Source organism: Butyricicoccus porcorum, assembly GCF_051246315.1.
GTDB classification, from domain to species: Bacteria; Bacillota; Clostridia; order Oscillospirales; family Butyricicoccaceae; genus Butyricicoccus_A; species Butyricicoccus_A porcorum.
The window spans coordinates 2,684,531-2,703,344 of the sequence record NZ_CP178353.1 but is presented as its reverse complement, the minus strand read 5'-3'; the positions used below and the strand labels follow the sequence as shown (position 1 = coordinate 2,703,344).

At 52.2% G+C, this 18,814-nt stretch carries 29 protein-coding genes, 1 tRNA gene and 1 pseudogene; 25 read left to right on the top strand and 6 right to left on the bottom strand.

The window, feature by feature from the left end; all coding sequences use genetic code 11:
- Window positions 1–104 precede the first annotated feature (104 nt).
- Window positions 105–371, top strand: a pseudogene (locus ACLM7Z_RS13320) (ATP-binding cassette domain-containing protein); the annotation flags it as partial.
- Between the two features lie 318 nt (window positions 372–689).
- Here the strand turns inward: ACLM7Z_RS13320 and aroD are convergent.
- The 6 genes from aroD to ACLM7Z_RS13290 form a co-directional block, all read right to left on the bottom strand.
- Window positions 690–1,445 (bottom strand): type I 3-dehydroquinate dehydratase, encoded by a 756-nt coding sequence (gene aroD / locus ACLM7Z_RS13315; RefSeq protein WP_435645317.1) that lies wholly within the window; start codon window positions 1,443–1,445, stop codon window positions 690–692.
- Between the two features lie 77 nt (window positions 1,446–1,522).
- Complete coding sequence (locus ACLM7Z_RS13310; protein WP_087017605.1) at window positions 1,523–2,167, bottom strand: fructose-bisphosphatase class III; 645 nt, start codon at window positions 2,165–2,167, stop codon at window positions 1,523–1,525.
- A 16-nt stretch (window positions 2,168–2,183) separates the two neighbouring features.
- Window positions 2,184–2,687 (bottom strand): phosphatase PAP2 family protein, encoded by a 504-nt coding sequence (locus ACLM7Z_RS13305; RefSeq protein ID WP_242969770.1) that lies wholly within the window; start codon window positions 2,685–2,687, stop codon window positions 2,184–2,186.
- A gap of 182 nt (window positions 2,688–2,869) precedes the next feature.
- Window positions 2,870–4,405 carry a recombinase family protein gene (locus ACLM7Z_RS13300; protein ID WP_087017607.1) on the bottom strand — a complete coding sequence of 512 codons (1,536 nt, stop codon included), beginning with the start codon at window positions 4,403–4,405 and terminating at the stop codon, window positions 2,870–2,872.
- A gap of 135 nt (window positions 4,406–4,540) precedes the next feature.
- Window positions 4,541–5,221 (bottom strand): HI0074 family nucleotidyltransferase substrate-binding subunit, encoded by a 681-nt coding sequence (locus tag ACLM7Z_RS13295; protein WP_087017609.1) that lies wholly within the window; start codon window positions 5,219–5,221, stop codon window positions 4,541–4,543.
- A 28-nt stretch (window positions 5,222–5,249) separates the two neighbouring features.
- Complete coding sequence (locus tag ACLM7Z_RS13290; RefSeq protein ID WP_165761025.1) at window positions 5,250–5,900, bottom strand: LexA family protein; 651 nt, start codon at window positions 5,898–5,900, stop codon at window positions 5,250–5,252.
- 149 nt (window positions 5,901–6,049) lie between these two features.
- On the opposite strand from ACLM7Z_RS13290, the gene ACLM7Z_RS13285 reads away from it, so the two are divergent.
- From ACLM7Z_RS13285 to ACLM7Z_RS13170, 24 genes are all read left to right on the top strand, one after another.
- Window positions 6,050–6,247: a helix-turn-helix transcriptional regulator gene (locus ACLM7Z_RS13285; RefSeq protein WP_087017613.1), complete on the top strand. Its 198-nt coding sequence runs from the start codon at window positions 6,050–6,052 to the stop codon at window positions 6,245–6,247.
- A gap of 57 nt (window positions 6,248–6,304) precedes the next feature.
- The gene (locus tag ACLM7Z_RS13280; RefSeq protein ID WP_435645316.1) at window positions 6,305–7,081 is read left to right on the top strand and encodes a phage antirepressor; all 777 of its coding nucleotides are present in this window, start codon (window positions 6,305–6,307) and stop codon (window positions 7,079–7,081) included.
- Between the two features lie 18 nt (window positions 7,082–7,099).
- Complete coding sequence (locus ACLM7Z_RS13275) at window positions 7,100–7,801, top strand: DUF7666 domain-containing protein (RefSeq protein WP_435645315.1); 702 nt, start codon at window positions 7,100–7,102, stop codon at window positions 7,799–7,801.
- A 30-nt stretch (window positions 7,802–7,831) separates the two neighbouring features.
- On the top strand, window positions 7,832–8,008 hold the full coding sequence (locus tag ACLM7Z_RS13270) for a hypothetical protein (RefSeq protein ID WP_165761026.1): 177 nt from the start codon (window positions 7,832–7,834) through the stop codon (window positions 8,006–8,008).
- Complete coding sequence (locus ACLM7Z_RS13265; RefSeq protein ID WP_087017620.1) at window positions 8,005–8,202, top strand: hypothetical protein; 198 nt, start codon at window positions 8,005–8,007, stop codon at window positions 8,200–8,202. The genes ACLM7Z_RS13270 and ACLM7Z_RS13265 overlap by 4 nt, the downstream gene beginning before the upstream one ends.
- On the top strand, window positions 8,199–8,474 hold the full coding sequence (locus ACLM7Z_RS13260) for a hypothetical protein (protein ID WP_435645314.1): 276 nt from the start codon (window positions 8,199–8,201) through the stop codon (window positions 8,472–8,474). Before ACLM7Z_RS13265 ends, ACLM7Z_RS13260 begins: the two co-directional genes overlap by 4 nt.
- The gene (locus ACLM7Z_RS13255; protein ID WP_435645313.1) at window positions 8,471–8,998 is read left to right on the top strand and encodes a hypothetical protein; all 528 of its coding nucleotides are present in this window, start codon (window positions 8,471–8,473) and stop codon (window positions 8,996–8,998) included. Before ACLM7Z_RS13260 ends, ACLM7Z_RS13255 begins: the two co-directional genes overlap by 4 nt.
- Window positions 8,999–9,190: 192 nt before the next feature.
- On the top strand, window positions 9,191–9,391 hold the full coding sequence (locus tag ACLM7Z_RS13250) for a hypothetical protein (protein ID WP_087017627.1): 201 nt from the start codon (window positions 9,191–9,193) through the stop codon (window positions 9,389–9,391).
- Window positions 9,388–9,660, top strand: a complete 273-nt coding sequence (locus ACLM7Z_RS13245; protein WP_435645312.1) for a hypothetical protein — start codon at window positions 9,388–9,390, stop codon at window positions 9,658–9,660. The genes ACLM7Z_RS13250 and ACLM7Z_RS13245 overlap by 4 nt, the downstream gene beginning before the upstream one ends.
- Entirely contained in the window at window positions 9,638–10,141 is a 504-nt protein-coding gene (locus tag ACLM7Z_RS13240; protein ID WP_435645311.1) for a hypothetical protein, read from the top strand. The genes ACLM7Z_RS13245 and ACLM7Z_RS13240 overlap by 23 nt, the downstream gene beginning before the upstream one ends.
- On the top strand, window positions 10,141–10,893 hold the full coding sequence (locus tag ACLM7Z_RS13235) for a hypothetical protein (RefSeq protein ID WP_435645310.1): 753 nt from the start codon (window positions 10,141–10,143) through the stop codon (window positions 10,891–10,893). Before ACLM7Z_RS13240 ends, ACLM7Z_RS13235 begins: the two co-directional genes overlap by 1 nt.
- A complete protein-coding gene (locus ACLM7Z_RS13230; protein WP_435645309.1) occupies window positions 10,890–11,468 on the top strand; it encodes a hypothetical protein in 579 nt (192 codons plus the stop codon). Before ACLM7Z_RS13235 ends, ACLM7Z_RS13230 begins: the two co-directional genes overlap by 4 nt.
- Window positions 11,452–11,757, top strand: a complete 306-nt coding sequence (locus ACLM7Z_RS13225; protein WP_435645308.1) for an HNH endonuclease — start codon at window positions 11,452–11,454, stop codon at window positions 11,755–11,757. Before ACLM7Z_RS13230 ends, ACLM7Z_RS13225 begins: the two co-directional genes overlap by 17 nt.
- Window positions 11,758–11,762: 5 nt before the next feature.
- Complete coding sequence (locus ACLM7Z_RS13220; protein WP_435645307.1) at window positions 11,763–12,458, top strand: conserved phage C-terminal domain-containing protein; 696 nt, start codon at window positions 11,763–11,765, stop codon at window positions 12,456–12,458.
- Window positions 12,418–13,248 carry an ATP-binding protein gene (locus ACLM7Z_RS13215; RefSeq protein ID WP_435645306.1) on the top strand — a complete coding sequence of 277 codons (831 nt, stop codon included), beginning with the start codon at window positions 12,418–12,420 and terminating at the stop codon, window positions 13,246–13,248. The genes ACLM7Z_RS13220 and ACLM7Z_RS13215 overlap by 41 nt, the downstream gene beginning before the upstream one ends.
- Window positions 13,245–13,619, top strand: a complete 375-nt coding sequence (locus ACLM7Z_RS13210; protein ID WP_435645305.1) for a hypothetical protein — start codon at window positions 13,245–13,247, stop codon at window positions 13,617–13,619. Before ACLM7Z_RS13215 ends, ACLM7Z_RS13210 begins: the two co-directional genes overlap by 4 nt.
- Window positions 13,616–14,014 (top strand): RusA family crossover junction endodeoxyribonuclease, encoded by a 399-nt coding sequence (locus tag ACLM7Z_RS13205; RefSeq protein WP_435645304.1) that lies wholly within the window; start codon window positions 13,616–13,618, stop codon window positions 14,012–14,014. Before ACLM7Z_RS13210 ends, ACLM7Z_RS13205 begins: the two co-directional genes overlap by 4 nt.
- Window positions 14,004–14,444 carry a single-stranded DNA-binding protein gene (locus ACLM7Z_RS13200; RefSeq protein WP_435645303.1) on the top strand — a complete coding sequence of 147 codons (441 nt, stop codon included), beginning with the start codon at window positions 14,004–14,006 and terminating at the stop codon, window positions 14,442–14,444. The genes ACLM7Z_RS13205 and ACLM7Z_RS13200 overlap by 11 nt, the downstream gene beginning before the upstream one ends.
- Before the next feature lie 21 nt (window positions 14,445–14,465).
- Entirely contained in the window at window positions 14,466–16,967 is a 2,502-nt protein-coding gene (locus tag ACLM7Z_RS13195) for a DNA methyltransferase (protein ID WP_435645302.1), read from the top strand.
- Between the two features lie 11 nt (window positions 16,968–16,978).
- Window positions 16,979–17,446: a siphovirus Gp157 family protein gene (locus ACLM7Z_RS13190; RefSeq protein ID WP_435645301.1), complete on the top strand. Its 468-nt coding sequence runs from the start codon at window positions 16,979–16,981 to the stop codon at window positions 17,444–17,446.
- Window positions 17,447–17,513: 67 nt separating this feature from the next.
- Window positions 17,514–17,858 (top strand): hypothetical protein, encoded by a 345-nt coding sequence (locus ACLM7Z_RS13185; protein ID WP_435645300.1) that lies wholly within the window; start codon window positions 17,514–17,516, stop codon window positions 17,856–17,858.
- 114 nt (window positions 17,859–17,972) lie between these two features.
- Window positions 17,973–18,050: transfer RNA gene (locus tag ACLM7Z_RS13180), tRNA-Met, on the top strand.
- 213 nt (window positions 18,051–18,263) lie between these two features.
- Window positions 18,264–18,476 (top strand): hypothetical protein, encoded by a 213-nt coding sequence (locus ACLM7Z_RS13175; RefSeq protein ID WP_435645299.1) that lies wholly within the window; start codon window positions 18,264–18,266, stop codon window positions 18,474–18,476.
- Window positions 18,469–18,804, top strand: coding sequence for a hypothetical protein (locus ACLM7Z_RS13170; protein WP_435645298.1), 336 nt, complete (start codon window positions 18,469–18,471; stop codon window positions 18,802–18,804). The genes ACLM7Z_RS13175 and ACLM7Z_RS13170 overlap by 8 nt, the downstream gene beginning before the upstream one ends.
- Window positions 18,805–18,814: the final 10 nt, after the last annotated feature.

The window sequence follows — 18,814 nt, the reverse complement described above, 5'->3', positions numbered from 1 at the left end:
CGCCAACCTTACAAAACTGTTCGTTTTCAGCAAGGAAAATCGATGGAAATTGTATTACTGTAATGGTACAATAATGATGCAAACCAGACAGGGGGGTCTATGCAATGGCATCGATTTTAACAGTAAAACAGTTGCAAAAATATTATGGTGGAAGTGGAAACCTGACCAAAGCGGTCGACGGCATCAGCTTTTCGGTCGAACAGGGGGGATTTATCGGTATTATGGGCGCATCAGGCAGCGGCAAAACAACATTGCTCAGCTGTATCTCCACGATTGACCGCCCGACGGCCGGACAGATTTGCATCGGGGGAACAGATATTACGGCAATGAAGGAAAAACAGCTCGCAGCCTTCCGGCGCGACAAGCTGGGTGCAGATAAACCCATGCTTCGCCGTGCACTGCTCCGGCAGATCGCTGTATATTTCCTGCTGCCGCTGCTGTTGGCGGTGGTGCATTCGTTCTTCGGCCTGTGGGCGGCGAATGAAACGTTGATGGCAGACGGAGGAATGGGGAATATGTCGGGCAGCATTGCGGCGACAGCAGCCTTTGTCGGCGCAATGTATCTGGCATATTTCGGCATGATCTATGTCAGTGCCAAGAGCTGCCTGAAGCTGTAAAAGAAAGGCAAATAAAATTCAACGCCGCGGAGCGACTGCTCCGCGGCGTTTTCCATCCGGGGATATGGGGGGTTACTTGTGGTGCAGTAGCTCGAGCACCTCGCGCAGCGGCTCGATGCCGATCTGGCCGGGCGCGGACGCATAGCCGACCGTGCCGAAGGTCATCGCACTGCCAAAGACCTCACCGCTCAGGCGGCTGATCATGCCGAGTTCGCCCATCGACATCGTGACAACCGGACGTTCGCTGGTGCGGGAGACTTCCACGGTCGCACAGAGCAGGTCGAGCACATCGCGGCTGTTGTGCGGCATGACGGCGGTCTTGAGGATATCACCGCCGAGCTCCTCCGCGCGGCGCAGGCGGGCAACCAGCTCGTCGTGCGGCGGGGTTTTTTCAAAGTCATGGCTGGAGACCACAACCGGAACATCGACGGCATGGGCGTCTGCAATGATCTGGCGTACCACATCATCGCCCGCAAACAGCTCGACGTCAATCAGGTCAACCAGATGCTCAGATGCAACGATGTGGTTGAGTTCCATGTAATACGCAGGGTCGATATCTGCCTCGCCGCCTTCTTTCTTTGTGCGGAACGTAAACAGGATTGGCGTTTCGCCGAGAATACCGCGCAGGACGCGCGCCGCACGGCGCACGGTATCCGGATTAGTAAATTCTTCAAACCAGTCGACACGCCATTCGACAATGTCGAACGTTTTATTGTTTGTGGCACGTGCCTGGGAAAAAATTTCACGCATGGTGCGCGCAACAATCGGAACACAGATTTTCGGCATGCCCGTTCCGATGGAGCAGCCTCTTACACATACTTCTCTCATGATCTATTCTCCTTCATGGTCATCCTATCACCGATGCAGTATGGTTATTCTATCACATATTGTACAACATTTCCATGTTATACATAAAATTCTTTGTTGTCGTCCAGGCGCAGGCAGGCGAGACAGCCGCCGGGGACAACCGAACGGAATGCTGTGCCGCAGTCAATGTCGGTAAAGTTTCCGTTGCGCCAGATGCGCAGTGGAATTTTCTCCTGATAATAAGCAGTCGGCGTGTGTCCGGCAATGACAGGCATGTCAAAGGTGCTGTCGGGGGAAACACGTGTCCAGAGGAAGTATTCCAGCGCGTCCGCGTTGGAACTGCCCTGTGGTGCGGGACACGCATGTACCAGGAAATAGTCCTGACCGCCGGCAGAAACCGTCAGGAACAGCGGCAGAGTGGAAAGATACTGCGCAAGTGCGGCGCGTTCCTCTGCGGATAACTGGCACACCTCGGCATAGGTCTGCGGGTCAAACCAGTCTGCGCTGTCCGGGTTATCGAAGTGCGCGAGCCCCTGCAACAGCATCAGGTCATGATTTCCCATCAGAAGCGTCATATTTTCCTGCTGGCGAATGAATTGCAGCAGCTTGATGCTGTGCGGGCCACGGTCGACGACATCGCCGATGATATACAGCTGATCTGATTTGGAAAAACGGATTTTGAGCAGCATCAATTTAAAGTGTGCCCAATCACCGTGCAAATCAGACATGACATAGACAGACATGAAATCAATTTCTCCTTTATAACAGAACGAAGCCTATGATGCCGGAGAGAATGCCGATGCCCAGACCTGCAATTACATCACGAGGGAAGTGCACGCCGCCGAGCACACGAATGATGGCAATCAGAACGGCACAGAGCATCAGGAGAATCCCGACGGGCGGACAAACAAACCAGAACGTACAGGCGATGACAGAGACAGAAAACACATGGCGGCTGGGGAAGGAATGTCCTTTGGTATTTTTGCGGATCAGAGGATCGATATCGAGTGCTTCATAGGGGCGCGGCGCGTTGAACCGGTCGCGGAAAATCGAGAGCAGAACAAAGGAGATACCCGGTGTCAGCAGTACGCGCAGAAAGCGGTCATCTTGCCGCAGCAGCAGAAAGAGAAGCAAAATCGGATACAGAGCATAAAGCAGCAGCGGCAAAATGCGGTTGAGCAACAGCATGGCGCGCCGCAGGCGCGGCCTGCGGCGCAGCGGCTGTGTCCAGGTCTGATAGTCTTGTGCAGTAATAAAAATCATCCTCCTTGACAGCAGTTTTATTGTGAAATCACCTTTTTCCCTGTGCGGCATAGTATAGTCCAGAATACCGACATGGAGGGAGAAGTTATGAGTGAACGCGTAACACCCGGCCCCGTATGCAGCGATGCGCAGATTCGGGAAGCTGTGTGCACCCACACGAACAAGACCCTCCATGTTACACATTAACTTTTTCGCCCCAAACGAGGGTAAATCCACAACTTTATGCTGGAATCATTGTATTGTTTTGTCTTTTTATATTCGATACGTTCCAGACATGCTTTGAGCATATCGTTTTTTTCACGGGCAGTATCAGCGTATTTGTACATCATAACCAGCCGTTCAACCGCCGGAACAATATCTTCCTGTTGTTCGACTGCCTGCTCGTACTCGCTGATCTTTTTTTCTATTTGGGATTTTTTTTGCGTAAGCTCTGCAATCCGTTCCTGTATTGATGCGCGGCGTGCGGTGAATTCGTCGGTTGTGTATACATCGGATTCCAGTAGGTCATAGGCTTTTTGCAGCTTCCGATTTTCCTGCGAGATCTGGGAGTCTATCCGTTGCGAAGATGTCTGGGCTTCGGAAAGCCTCTGCCGCAGAAGGTCTGAGGTCTCCGAATTACATTCCACCCGATATGAATCCAGCCAGTCTTCCAGCATGTGCAGGAGAAGCTCTTCTACAACAGGGAGCCGGGCAGAGATATTGCTGCACGATATGTTTCGGCACAGAAGCGAGTGTGTTTTCGCCGGACGGACATTGAGTTGCATTCTCGCGCCGCAGTCCCGGCAGAAGAGAATGCCTTGGAACGGATTCACAAGGTCTTCGTCGTTTCTGACCGGCGCGCTTCTATACTTCATGCGCCGCGCCTGCGATGCATCAAACAGTTCCTTTGAGATGATGGGTGGATGGATACCTTTGCAAATCAAGACTTCATCTGCAAGCGGTCTGCGCTTGATTCCGCGCCGTCCTGTTGATGTCTTTACCGTCTTGACGCGCCCGTAATAAACATATCCTGCATACGTCACGTTGTCTAGTATTGCACGCACAGAGTATGGACACCAAGGATTGCCGCGCCGTGTGAGTGCGCCTTCCTCGTTCAGCATGCGTGCCATGTGCTGGAATCCGACGCCCTGCCTGACATGCATGTCATACAGCCGCCGGACGATTTCCGCTTCTTCCGGCACGATTTCCAGCGTCCAGCCTTTTCCGTTTTCGACCCGAACGCGCCGGTAACCGAACGGCGCGGTTTTTCCCATGTATTTTCCCTCGCGCACTGCGGCGCGCTTTCCAGCCTCCATGCGCCGCCGGATGGATTTGTATTCTCTGCGGCTCATGAACAGTCCGAACTCGAAATACTCCTCGTCGAATTCGTTGTTTGGATCGTAGGTTTTCGCCGGCGTGATGATCAGCGTGCCGCTGGATTTGAATGCCTGTGATACAATGCCCTGATCGATGCTGTCACCGCGCGCAAGGCGTTCCACCTCCATGACCAGTACAGCATCCCATCTGCCAGCTTCGACATCTGCGAGAAGTCTCTGCATTTCCGGGCGTGCAGCGATGGTCTCCCCGCTTTTGACTTCCTCATAAATCTCGCCGATTGTGCGGTTTTGCCGTTTTGCCAATTCCAGCAGAGTGGTTTTATGTCGAAGCAGCGTGTTGCCCTCTCCACTTCTTTCGGCGTCGAGATCAATGCGGGATTTTCTGAGATACATTGCGTCCATACTTGATCCCCTTTCTTTACTTTTATAAAAATATATAGTAAAATAAAGGGGTAGATGTACCGTGGAAAGTTTATCTACCCCTTGTCCCGTCTTGGTGTTGGCGCACCGAGGCGGGATTTTTTTGTTTTCAACAGCTTATGCCGTCGGATTCGTTTCTTTTAATTTATCTGCTAACCGACGCAGTAAGCGCCTGTAATCGGTGCATATGCAACCGAATATCTCCTGTGCAGTATCTTCGTTATATGTGTGAGAGGTGAGGTTGCGATCCGTCAATAACTTGCTCCATAAAGAATCTTCACTGATCAGACCGGCTGCATACGCTTCGCGCATGACTGCCTTTGGTGTATTGCGAAATTCCGCACCTTCTTCCAGCAAATATTCTCGTGTCGTTTTCCATGCGAGTTCCGTGCAAAATTCAAAGCGCTGGATGATGCCGTCGCGGATAATATCAGATGGGTTGCTCTCATATTCTGAAATCGCTTCTTCGAGCCGATCTACTGCCATGCAATATTTGGCGTATTTTTCATTGAATTTTGTCATAAGATCAATACCATCTCTTTCAATATTGGCGCGTAATTCTTCTGAAATTGGTCGATTCATATCTATCAAATCAAAAGGAAGGAGAGTGGGGAGTGCGTCGACTGCATCCTCAAAATCTGACCATGCCGGTTCGGGAAGTCCATAAACCGCAATGTCGATGTCGCTGTGCTCCCGGTTATCGCCCCGGGCACGCGAGCCAAACAGGACGATTCGAGCTGCGCCGAACTTCCGACCGAGCGCGGCAAGCTGGCGATATAGTTCATTGCATTGACGCATCGTATACCTCCGTTTCTGTGGTGGCGTTTTACAGTACCTGAAACTCTGCTTTGACGACCTTTCCAATGACTCGGATCGGTGTTTCCTTCAGATTGTATATCTGTGGCATGTGCGCCGGATTTGTGCTCTGAGGCATCAGTGTGACGGTATCGCCGTCCTGATAGAATCGCTTCATGGTCGCCTCGTCATCTCCAACCATCACAATGGCAACCTCACCGTTTTCCACCATGTCCTGCCGTCTGACATCAACAAGATAGCCGTCTTTGATGCCAAGAGCATCCATGCTGTCTCCGTGAACCCGCAGCGCGAAATATTCCGCGCCGCCGTTTAACTCCGTATATGTCCAGCCTTCGATGTGCTCCTCTGCGTACAGCGGCAACCCGGCAGAGATGCGCCCCAAGATCGGGATGCGGTGCGTCGGGTTAAAGGGAAGCGCATCCTTTGGAAGAGGTGATTTTGAAAATTGATCTTCTATTAAATCAGACATGCAAACGCCTAACGTATCGGCTATGCGTTGCATTCGATTCGGACGTGGATATTTTTTTCCGTTGAACCAGTCAGATACAGTCGCAGAGCTACAATTTGTTGCCGACACGATATCCGACTGAGTAATTTGCTTTTCGCTTGCAATTCGGCGAAGATTTCGAGCAAAAATTTCTCTTGTTTCATTTATCTCCATAAAATTCATCTCCCTCCTGTTAATATGTATACTACACCAAAAGCGAAAGAAAATCAATATAAAATAAAAAATATTTCGCTTTTAGCTTGACAGCTAGCTAAAAGCGAGCTATACTAAATACATGATCAGAGAAAGTGAGGTGATTGCAGATGCAGATTCCAAAGATTACATTGAAAGCGGCACGTGTAAACGCACATTTTACCCAAAAAGAAGCGGCAAAAGCGCTCAATATTTCGGTTGCTTCGTTGCAAAACTATGAATCTGGTAAAACCACTCCGGATTGGACTTTGGTTCGGCAGATCGAGAAGCTGTACAATTATCCGATAGACTTTATTTTTTTACCCTGATTGTTAGCTTTAAGCTAGCGAATGCATGTGACTTGCATCGTTAGGGAAGGAGACCAAATGAACAAAATCAAAATTTTTGAAAACCCTGAGTTCGGCAGTATCCGAACGCTACAAAAGGACGGTGAGCCGTGGTTCGTCGGGAAGGACATGGCGGCAGCATTGGGTTACAGCAACCCTCGCAAAGCTATTGCAGATCATGTCGATGAAGAAGACAAGGGGGTAACGAATTGTTACACCCTTGGCGGAAATCAGAATATGACCATCATCAACGAATCTGGCTTATACAGCCTGATCCTGTCGAGTAAGCTGCCGACTGCGAAGAAATTCAAACATTGGGTGACCAGCGAGGTGCTTCCCAGCATCCGCAAAACCGGCGGTTACATATCCGGGCAGGAAACGATGTCAGATGCTGACCTGATGGCCAAAGCGCTGCTGGTTGCACAGCGACAGATCAATCAGCGCGATGCGCGCATTGCGGAGATGCAGCCGAAAGCGCTGTTTGCAGATTCCGTCGCAGCCAGCAAGACCAGTATCTTAATCGGCGAGCTGGCAAAGATTCTGAAGCAGAACGGCGTGGAGAATATGGGTCAGAACCGGCTGTTCGAGTGGCTGCGCAGCAACGGCTATCTGATCCGCCGAAAGGGAACGGATTACAACATGCCAACGCAGCGCGCGATGGAGCTGAAGCTGTTTGAGATCAAGGAGACCGTTGTCAGTCACGCGGACGGACACCAGACCATAAACAAGACGCCGAAGGTTACCGGCAAGGGACAGCAGTATTTTATCAACGCATTTTTAGGCGGTATTTTGAGACAACCGTTACATACTGATTGACGAAACTGGAGGAAAACAATGGAAGAAAAAATTATCAAATCGTATAAGGGCTTACATCAGAACATGACCGGTTATGGCGGGTTTAAGTATGAAGTCGGCAAGGAATATAACCAGAGTGGTGAAATCTGCGCTTGTGAGAACGGCTTTCATGCTTGCGAAGTTCCGTTGGATGTGTTCTGCCATTACGATCCGGCAGATAGCCGATTTTTCGAGGTTGAGCAATCTGGAGATATGGACAGAGATACAGACGATTCTAAAATTGCGTCTCGCAAAATCAAGATCGGCGCAGAAATCGGTATTCCTGGACTTGTAAAGGCCCATGTTGAGTATATCAACAGCAAGATAGATAATACATGCGCTGCAACGAACACCGGCAACTGCTCTGCTGCAACGAACACCGGCGACCGCTCTGCTGCAACGAACACCGGCGACCGCTCTGCTGCAACGAACACCGGCTACTGCTCTGCTGCAACGAACACCGGCTACCGCTCTGCTGCAAGCGTTACAGGGCGCGATTCTGTGGCGATCGCAACGGGCCGTAACTCGAAGGTACTTGGGTCAATTGGGTGCTGGCTCGTTGCCGCAGAATACGGCGCATTTGATGGGGAAGATTATCCGTTACTGTGCGTGAGAACTGCACAAGTGGATGGCGTGGAAATCAAGCCGGATACATGGTACACACTCAAAGATGGCGTATTCACTGAAGCTGACAACCTCTGACCGCATACCATTTACCGGAGGTGAATTCCCATGAAAGACGGGAATGTAATTCGAGAGTATGAATACAACGGCGCACATGTCTATGTGATGGACACATACCTCCGTGGTGTTTCGCAGGAGGAAATGCACAGGCGCGAGGAAGCGGCCTATGCGTCCGCGCGCAGGATTTATCAGAACCATATGAGAAGAAAGAAGGAGAAAACATGAAACTTTTTGATCGGATTCGCGCGCGGTTTGCACCGCGCCGCACGCCCACGCTGGACGAGCTGACCGCAGAGAACCGCCGCAGATATGCCGCGCAGCATGCGCGCCTTGCAGAAAACCTGCGGCAGTGCGAGGACATGACCTATCTGAATCAGGTTGCGCTGGTGCGCAAGCTGTCGGAGGATTTGTACTCATGAGCGCGGGTGTCTCTCATATCCGCGGACTGGAGCTGCTTCATCTCGCGCTGGATGATATCGAGATAGAGCGTGAGATGAGCAGTGCGCCCAGGACGGAGGAGGAACACGCTCGCAATCGAGAACGCTGCCGCAGATATCGCGAGCGTCATCCGGAGAAGATGGAGGCGCGCAAAGAGTACCTGCGGGAGTATCGCAAAACGAAAAAAGCCCTCGCCGCGCAGGAACGCACGAACGAGGACGAATTATCACAGAGATTGGAGAAACGCAAATGAAAGCAACACAGGATGCCACACGACAGAAGGTTGCGGAACTGCGCCACATGGCGGGACGTACCGGAAACCACAATGCAGAAACGACGATGCGAGAAGCCGCTTCGTACATGGAAGACCTGAACATCGCACTGATCAGCGCGATGACGGAAGCGGACAAGCTCCGCGAGAAGAACGCTGACCTGCTGGAACAGCTTTCCGGCTGGAAGGCGCTGGTGGACAGCATGAAGTCTGCGCAGTCTGTCCAGTTGGTTGAACCGGAAGCTGAATCGGTGACTGTACCAGCACAATCTCCGAAGCGAAGTGCTCCGTTTGATTATACCGGTGAACTTGCCCGCTTTATCGCATCGGGAGAATCGGTACATGCGGTTTCGGTTTTACGGCATTATGATGCCGGTGGATATACGCCAAATGCCTCGCGATTCAATGCGATATCTAAAAAACGAAATTTTCCGGTGGCTGCGTTTTACCATCCGGAGAAAGATGCAGTCATTCTGGTTCGCACATCGGCAGGTGATGCCAAATGATCTACGGCAGACCCGACCCACAGGATGCCGCGCCGGTGGCGTACTGCCTCCACTGCGGCGGGGAGATTTATGCAGGAGACGAAGCGTGGCAGCCCGATGACGAATATGGATTTGTACATCGGGAATGTGTGAAGGATTACATGTTTGGACATTATGCTCGGACAATTGGGTCGTTTGTGGAGGTGAGCTGTAGTGGCGAGTAACAATGTACTGAAGCGCCGAATATACGATGACAAAAACCGCCGTTATATGGCACGTGCAGAGATGGCTACGCGCGGTGCCATTGACTTCATTGCCTGTGAGCAGCAGGTTGCCGCAGGCGTATCGCCCACAATTGTCTACAGCTGCGCACGTTTCCAGCAGCGCAGAATGAGAAAGGAGAACGAAAAATGAATAGTAATCTTGAGCTTATTTTTGGCGGAGCGCGAGGTCTCGCGCTTGCGATGAAATCCAACGGCTTTCGCGGGAGCGTGACGATCGACCCGCAGGATACATATTGTCCCATCACATTCACTTGCGAAAACGCGGAGGATGTGGCGTTCCTGAATGGAGAGAAAGCATTCGGCGGCAGCTTTATTCAGCATGTCAACATGCGTGCCTTCTGTTCTGCGGATGTTGCAGGGAAGGAGGTGCTTACGCATGAAACGGACACCGACGAATGAGGCAACCGGCTGGGTTGCAGTAGCGCAGCACTACGGGCTGTACGCCCAGTTGAACAAGCTCATTGAGGAGGTCAGCGAGTACATGCAGGCGGACGCGCTGTTTGGCGCAGGCGCCTTAACGGAGGACGCCCTGGTGTCCGAGATTGCGGATGTGTTCGCCGTTTCCCAGCAGGTTGATTACCTGCTGGGCGACGCAACCGGAGAACTGGAAGATCTGATTTCCCGCGCATCGCGCGCGGTGCTTCCGGCACAGTCCGTCAATCCGGTCGTGCTGTATGGGTCAGCGGTCATTTATACGCTGTCCCGCGCCTGCTCCCGGTACTATCGGGTAGACAGGAGCGAAGTACTTGTCCCGCTGTCCAACCTGCTGGCATATATGCGTTGGTACTGCGCACAGGCGCACTGTGAGCGCGCGGTGCGTCGGACGATGGCAGCAAAACTGAGCCGTCAGCAGCGGCGTATGAAGGAGGAGGATGCCTGATGGAATACAGATTCCGCACGCTGGTTCCCGAAGAAATTGACTGTCGGGTACAGCAGATTAAGCAGACCAATAAAGGTGGCTTCGGATTGTCTGTCCTGCTGTATAAGGACGCCCGTTGCGACATGAATATCCTCGATGAAACCGTCGGGCCGGAGAATTGGCAGCGCAAACATGAAGACCACAACGGCAATTTATTCTGTTCCGTCGGCGTGAAGTACAACGACGAGTGGGTCTGGAAGGAAGATGCCGGTGCGCCATCGAACACGGAAGCTCAGAAGGGGCATGCCTCTGACAGTTTCAAACGCGCGTGCACAAACCACGGCATTGGAAGAGAACTGTATACTTCTCCGTTTATCTGGATTGAAGCGATGGATGGAGAAATCACGCCCGGGGGAAATGGAAAATACCGTCTGAAGCCCGGTGTATCTTTCCATGTCAGCGAGATCAGTACGGACGAGAAGCGCCGCATTGTTTCGCTCACGCTGGTTGACAACAAAGGAAATGTCCGGTTTTCTTTTCCGCGCCAGTCTCGCCCGGTGCAGAAGCAGGAACCCCATGCTGCTCCCCAGCCTGAGACTATCTCCGCAACGCAGGCGGCATGGGTTACTGAGATGTGCAAGGTGCTGTTCGGTGAGAAATGGTCGCAGTCGTTTTATAAAGCGACCGGATACCGTTATCCGCATGAAATCACAAAAGCTGATTTTCCGGGCATCAAAGCCCGGCTGGAAAAGAAGGAGGCGCAGCAGGCGTGAGTGCATTTCGCGTTTCTGATCTCCAGTTCCAGTTCAACCCTTACACGCGGAACTATTTCCTGTCCATGACGCCGGATCGGAACGACTTTTCACGCGTAAATCGCGCGGTCAGACAGTTGACAGAAGGGAACAAGACGCTCTGCTGCGAGATCAAAGAGTACAGACCGCCGCGTTCGCTCGACGCGAATGCGTATGCCTGGGTACTTCTCGGCAAGCTGGCAGCGGCAACCGGTATTCCCCGCGAGGCAGTTTACCGGGAAATCATCCGGGAGTTGGGCGACAACTGCGAAGCCCTGTACATCGCCGCAGATGACCTCAGTGCGTTTGAAACGCACTGGTCGTCAAAGGGGTTGGGCTGGCTTACGGAACGCACTGGAAGCAGCCTGCGCGCAGGGAATGCGATGCTGGAGGGCATCGTTGCCTACTACGGATCGTCCGCGTTCGATTCTGCGCAGATGTCGAGGTTCATCGATCTGATCGTGCAGGAATGCCGGATGGCGGATATTGAAACCAGACCGAAAGAAGAGGTCACGGCTATGCTGGAAAGGTGGGATCAGCGTGCACAGGAGAACTAAGGCACTTGCGATCAGCCGCGAGACAAAAGACAGGGTGTGGGAGCGAGATCACGGGCGCTGCATTCTCTGTGGTGCGTCGTATACCGCAAGCCCGTCGGCGCACTTTATCAGCCGCGCGCAGTCCGGTCTTGGCGTAGAGCAGAATATCGTGACGCTCTGCTCGCGCTGCCACCGGGATTATGACCAGTCCCCGGCGCGGAATTATCTCCGTGATGAAATCCGCGGGTATTTGCAGTCCCAGTACCCAGACTGGGATGAGAGCAATCTTGTTTACCGGAAGGGAGAGTGAGGAACATGGCGATTTTGAGAAAGCGTCACGCTCAGTACACAGTTATTCCGAAAGGAATCTTCTGCGACAGCCGTTTGAACCTGCGGGACGTCGGTTTGCTGTGTTTCATGCTGCATCTTCCGGATGACTGGAATTTTAGTGTGGCAGGCCTCTGTGCCGTGCGCGGCGGAGATGGAAGGGACGCAATCCGCAAATCCGTCCGAAAGCTGGAGGAATGTGGGTATCTCCAACGATCTCAGGCGAGAGATACAGAGACCGGAAAAATGGGAGAAGCAATCTGGTATCTATATGATGTACCGATGACTGAAAATCCGACGTCGGCAAAACCGATGTCGGAAACACCGACGTCGGTAAATCCGACACAATCAAATACTAAAGAACCTAATACTAAAAAACTAAATACTAAAAATATATATCGTTCGATTGTGGATCATTTGAACAAAGCATGCGGCACAGCGTATCGTTCTGCCAGCCGCAAAACACAGCGTCTGATTGATGCGCGCCTGCGGGAGGGATTCACACCGGAGGATTTCTTCAAGGTGATTGATATCAAATGCGCCGCATGGAAGGACGATGCAAAGATGAGCAAATATCTCCGACCGGAAACATTATTCGGCCCGAAGTTCGAGGGATATTTGAACGAGAAGGAGGTACGGAAGAATGGAACAGCTGTTTACAGCTTCGACGAGTATACCATCTGAGCTGATTACCGAGATGAGCGAGGACGAGTATCAGGAGTGGGTCTGCGCGCGGGAAAACGCGCGGCATGTGGTGCGCAAAAGAGACTACGGCATCGACTGCCCGCTCTGCGGGAACAAAGGTGTCGTGTTTGCGTGGGACAGGAAATTGCAAACCCGCGTGACACGCACCTGCGAATGCGCACAGATGCGTGATACCATGCGCCGGATGGAAGAGTCCGGCGTGTGCGACGACTGGCAGAGCAAGACCTTTGATGCGTTCCGTGCGCGGGAGGGCTGGCAGGCGAAGCTGAAAACGCGTATCCGGCAGTATGCAGACGATCCGGACAGAGACTGGCTGCTGGTCACCGGGCAGAGCGGATGTGGAAAGACGCATCTGTGTACGGCAGCATTTGCGCAGCTTGTCCGTTCCGGTATTCCCGGTCAATATGTCTGCTGGCTCGACCTGATGCAGAAACTCGACGCGCTGTATTACGATAGCGACCGTTTTGACAGCGCCGTTCGCCCGCTGATGACATGCCGCCTGCTGTATCTGGACGACCTGTTCAAAACACGCGGCGGCGCGGAGGTCGGCAACCGGGCGTTTGACAACACGCTGCGCATTCTGGATGCGCGGTATAAGTCCCCGAATCTGCTGACTATCCTGTCGACGGAACTGTCGCTGGATCAGATTGTCCGAATGGATGAGGCACTCGGCGGCAGAATCCGCGAGCGGTGCGGATCGTACATCGTACAGATCGAGAAAAAAGATGGGAGAAACTACCGACTGAGGAAAAGAGGATCGAACGGATGAACAGACAGCAGAAGCGTGCGCACAACCGTGCAAAGCGGGACGCACGGTATCAGGATACGAAAGCGATGTCGATGGACGAGCGTATCCGCATGAAGCTGGTGCGGGATAAATCGATTGATATTGCTGTGCATGACATGACGCAGATCAATGTCATGCTGATGTTCACTGCCGCCGCAGAGGTGTTCGGCGCCGGAGCGAAGCGGCTGAACCGTCTGCAGGAGGCGTTCGAGAGAGATGTGCGGGATTATACGCGCATCTCCCAGCAGGACGGCGCGACCTATGCGCAGGCTGTGCTGGAGCGCAAATGCTCCGAGATTTTCGGTGCGGACTTCCACCTCGATCTGCTGAAAGAAGTGAAGTTCGTAGAATGAAATGGAAGTTGATTGGTGCATTCACAATCCCGGAGATTATGCCGGGATTGAATGACTACTCCGCCGCCGAACGGTCGAACCGGCACTGCGGCGCGAAGATAAAGGCACGCTGGACAGCCGCAGCCGCCCTGTACGCAAAGAAAATCCCAAAGGTGGAAAGGAGCCTGTATCCGGTGAAAATGCTGTACAGATGGTATGAGCCTTCCCGGAGGCGCGATCTGGATAACATATCTGCCTTCGGTCGGAAAGTGATACAGGATGGCTTGGTACAGGCCGGAGTGCTCGAAAACGATGGCTGGAAACAGATATGCGGATTTGTTGACGAATTCTTTGTCGATACGGAACATCCGAGAATTGAGGTCTACATTTACACGGAGGATAAACATGCTGAATAACGTAATTTTGATGGGGCGCTTAACCCGCGATCCGGAGCTTCGATATACACAGACCGGGAATGTACCGGTCGTCACGTTCACGCTTGCTGTGGAACGCAGCTATTGTGGAAACGGGAAAGAACGCCAGACCGACTTTATTGACATCGTTGCATGGAGACATCAGGCGGAATTCGTTTCGCAGTGGTTCACCAAGGGCATGATGGCAATCGTGGTCGGAAACATCCAGTCCAGACGCTGGCAGGATAAGAACGGAAACAACCGCACTTCGATCGAAGTTGTTGCGGAGAATGTCCAGTTTGGAGAAACCAAAAAGTCCCGCGAGCAGAGCAGTACATATGCAGGATCACGCAGCGCGCAGCCCGGCATTCCGGATGTCGGCGACGCGGACGATTTCAGCGAGATCACAGACGACGGAGAAGTCCCGTTCTGAGAGGGAAGTAGGAGATGAAATATGAATTACAACTCGTTTTTGCGCACCAAGCTGGTAAAGGCACCGATCAGTGGTTTCAATCTTTCGCCGGATGAAATCAATCCGGCATTAAAGCCACATCAGCGCGACGCTGTGCGGTGGGCGGTAAAAGGCGGCCGCCGCGCCCTGTTTGAATCATTCGGTCTCGGGAAAACAGTGCAGGAACTGGAGTGGTGTACGCAAGTCATCCGACACGAAGGCGGCAAAGCGTTGATCGTACTTCCGCTGGGCGTGCGGCAGGAGTTTACACGCGATGCGGTCGAGCTGCTGCACATTGCCCCGCCGCAGTACATAATGAGCGCTGCGCAGGCAAATGCCGCGCCAGATGGCACGATTCTGATGACGAATTATGAACGTGTCAGAGACGGTGATATCGACCCGAAGCAGTTCACGGCAACAGCACTGGACGAAGCGTCCGTGCTGCGAAGCTACGGAAGCAAGACGTTTCAGGCATTTATGGACTTGTTCCGGGGCGTTCGATATAAGCTGGTGAGCACGGCTACGCCATCGCCGAATAAGTACAAAGAACTCATCCATTACGCTGGATACCTGGAGATCATGGACACCGGTCAAGCACTGACGCGATTCTTCCAGCGAGATAGTACCAAGGCAAACAACCTGACGCTCTATCCACACAAAGAGGAAGAATTCTGGTTGTGGGTGTCCAGCTGGGCGCTGTTTATTCAAAAGCCGTCTGATCTTGGTTATGACGATGAAGGCTATGCGCTGCCGCCTATTGAAATCAGGAAGCATGTTGTTTCCGATCAGTATGGCAAGGTCATAGATAAAAAGACCGGTCAAATACAGATGACGAATGAAGTTGCGCGGTCGCTGGCAGACGCAGCAAAGGAGAAACGTGAGAGCATTGACCGGCGTGTAGCTGTTGCGGCTGAGATCGTGAACAGCGCGCCTGAAGATCATTTCATTCTGTGGCATGATCTGGAAGCGGAACGGCATGCGCTGAAAGCTGCGCTCCCGGATGTCGTAGAGATCTATGGCAGCATGGATTATAACGAGCGCGAAAAACGCGTTGTTGATTTCTCGGAGGGACGCACGCGGCTGTTCGCAACGAAAAAGAGCCTGTCCGGTTCTGGATGCAATTTCCAACGGCATTGTCATCGGGCGATCTTTGTCGGTATCGACTATGAGTTCAATGACTTTATTCAGGCAGTGCACCGCATTTATCGATTTTTGCAGACGGAACAGGTGATTATAGATATTATCTATACCGAGGCGGAGGACATGATCTGGCAGGCGCTTGAAGAGAAATGGAACCGACATGATTACCTACAAGAGAAAATGCAGGACATCGTCAAAAAATACGGGCTGTCCGGCAGAGATCAGTTGGAACGGATGGCACGAAGCATAGGGGTGAAGCGAGTGGAAATCAAAGGGAATAACTGGACAGCCGTTAACAACGATTGCGTGGAGGAAACGGCACGGATGGAGGAAAATAGCATTGATCTGATTCATACATCCATTCCATTTTCCAATCATTATGAGTACACACCAAGTTACAACGATTTCGGACACAACGAGGACACGGAACGATTTTTCGAGCAGATGGATTATCTTACACCGAATCTGCTGCGCATCTTGAAGCCGGGGCGTGTGTTTGCCTGCCATGTCAAAGACCGTGTACTTTTCGGAAATGCAACCGGCATGGGAATGCCGACTATGGAACCGTTTCATGCACAGTGCATTCAGCATTATATGAAACACGGATTTGCGTATTTCGGTATGATTACAGTGCTCACCGATGTCGTTCGGGAAAACAACCAGACATATCGCCTCGGTTGGACAGAGCAGTGCAAGGATGGAACAAAGATGGGTGTCGGATGCCCGGAGTATATCCTGTTGTTCCGAAAGTTGCCGACAGATCGGAGCAAGGCATACGCTGATGAACCGGTAAAAAAGAGCAAAGATGAGTATACCCGTGCACAGTGGCAAATTGATGCGGCGGGATTCTGGCGCAGCAGTGGGAACCGACTGATGACAAAGGAAGAAATCCTGAAAACACCAGTCAACCGCCTGCAGGCTGTATATCGGCAGTACAGCAGAGAAACCGTGTACGATTATGCGGAACATGTAGAGATTGCAAAGAAACTGGATGAAGACGGCCATCTGCCAGCAACATTTGCAGTGGTTTCCAATGGCTCGTGGTCACCGGATGTGTGGGATGATATTAACCGTATGCGTACACTAAACACAACACAGAGCCAGCGTAGGAAAACCATGCATGTCTGCCCGCTCCAGTTGGATATCGTGGAGCGCATTATCAATAGATATTCCAATCCGGGAGACCTGGTACTTGATCCGTTCGGCGGGCTTGGTACGGTTGCGCTCAAGGCGGTACAGATGGGGCGCAGGGGATACACGATTGAGCTGAACGACGGATATTTCCGGGACGCTGTCGGATACCTGAAAGCGGAGGATGACAAACTCGATACCATCAGCTTGTTTGATTTGCTGGATGCACAGTGAAAGGAGACGCCATGAACTTATACGAAATCGACGAAGCAATTCTGACCTGCATCAACCCGGAGACCGGAGAGGTGGATGATCTCGACCGCCTGACGAAGCTCCAGATGGAACGGGACAGAAAGGTGGAAAATGTCGCCTGCTGGGTTAAGAACCTCCGGGCAGAGAGTGCGGCGCTGAAGACGGAAGCTGACGCGCTTCTCGAACGCCGCAAAAAGGCGGACGAAAAAGCAGACAGCCTGATTCGGTGGCTGTCTGAGGCACTGAACGGTGCCGGATTCTGTACGGCGAAGTGCGATGTCTCATTCCGAAAATCCCCCGGAAAACTCGTAGTGGAGGATGTGAATGCACTTCCGGAGGAATATACCGTGGAGGACGTAACGGTTAAGCCGGACAAGCGGAAAATCAAGGAGGCGATCCGGAATGGAACTGATGTCCCCGGTGCGTCCATCGAAGCGGGACTGAGTATCACAATCAAGTAATTCTGTTGTGGATGTAATCAGAAAATTGTATAATGATTGCATAAATTTACAACAGGAGGAAAATACCATGTTTGAACGGTACATAGACTACATGAACGTGACGGAGAATGTATTGAAGCATCTTGGACACATTCGGTATTTGGCTTCCCGCCGGGATCTTCCGAAAGAACAGAAAAAGATTGTTCAGAAAGAACTGGATACCGTTGAAGCTGCACTGAATACACTGCCGGAACACGACAGAGAGATACTGGATATCTTTTACCTGTCCAATCCGGAATCTGTAGAGGAAGCAATGCGAAACGGAAAAGAGCAGTTCGATCTGAGCCAAACAGCGCTGAGAAAGCACAAAAAAGCGGCGCTGAAACGCCTGCAAAGAATTCTCTTCCCCGGAACTGACCATATTATGATGTGAGCGAAACCATGTTTGCTGTATATATAACAGGGATGCTATACTGATTGCAGATCAAAGGCATGGACTAGATCACCCCCTGTTTCGCTTCCAGCCCTCCCTTTTGGGAGGGCAATCTGGCGGAGTGGAGAAGTCAGGCAACTCGCCGGGTTCATATCCCGGAAATCGCTGGTTCAAATCCAGCCTCTGCAACCATCGGCGGAACCTCCTATTTCTATTTTTTCGCCGGACATAAAATCCGGCGATATGCCAGACCGAGCGGGCGTGCCCGGCGCGGCAGGTGCAACTCCTGCCTCTGGATTCATTCTCCTTTCTTTTGTCACGCCTCGCAAGAGGCGTGAGAGTGAAACATCTCTCCATTCTTTCTCAGAGCCGCCTCAAGCGGCTCTCTCTTTTGCAGGTGAAATCATGAGCGCAAGATACGTTTACGAATGTCCGTACTATATCAGGTACCGTTCGGATAAAAAAGAAATGCACTGTGAGGGTTCGATTCTATATTTTAAATCAGCCGACGACCGTGCGCGCTGGCTGAGTCGATATTGCTGTAATCATCCGGGATGGATGGAGTGCAGCAACGCAAAACGCATGACGGAATTCTATGAGGAGGATGCACATGACTGAGAATGCGAAGCACTGGAAGGAACGCGCCGAATACTGGCAGCGCTGCTATCATAACGCAAAGAAGCTGGCGGATGATAGAGATCGTACTGTGGCAGAATCCCGGCAGGAAATGGACAAGCTCAAGGGTGTGACGACGCGCTCCACTGTTCTGATGATGGCGGCAATGCTCCGCCTCCGAGGCGGACAGAAATTTACGCTTGTCATCACGCCAGAAGAAATGATTGCCGCCGCACAGTACGATGCGGATATCATCCGACTGGACGAGGGCGCCTATCAGGTGAATGTGTCTCACATCCCGGAGGAAGATGCTTGTCACAGCATGGAGTGACAAGTCCGTG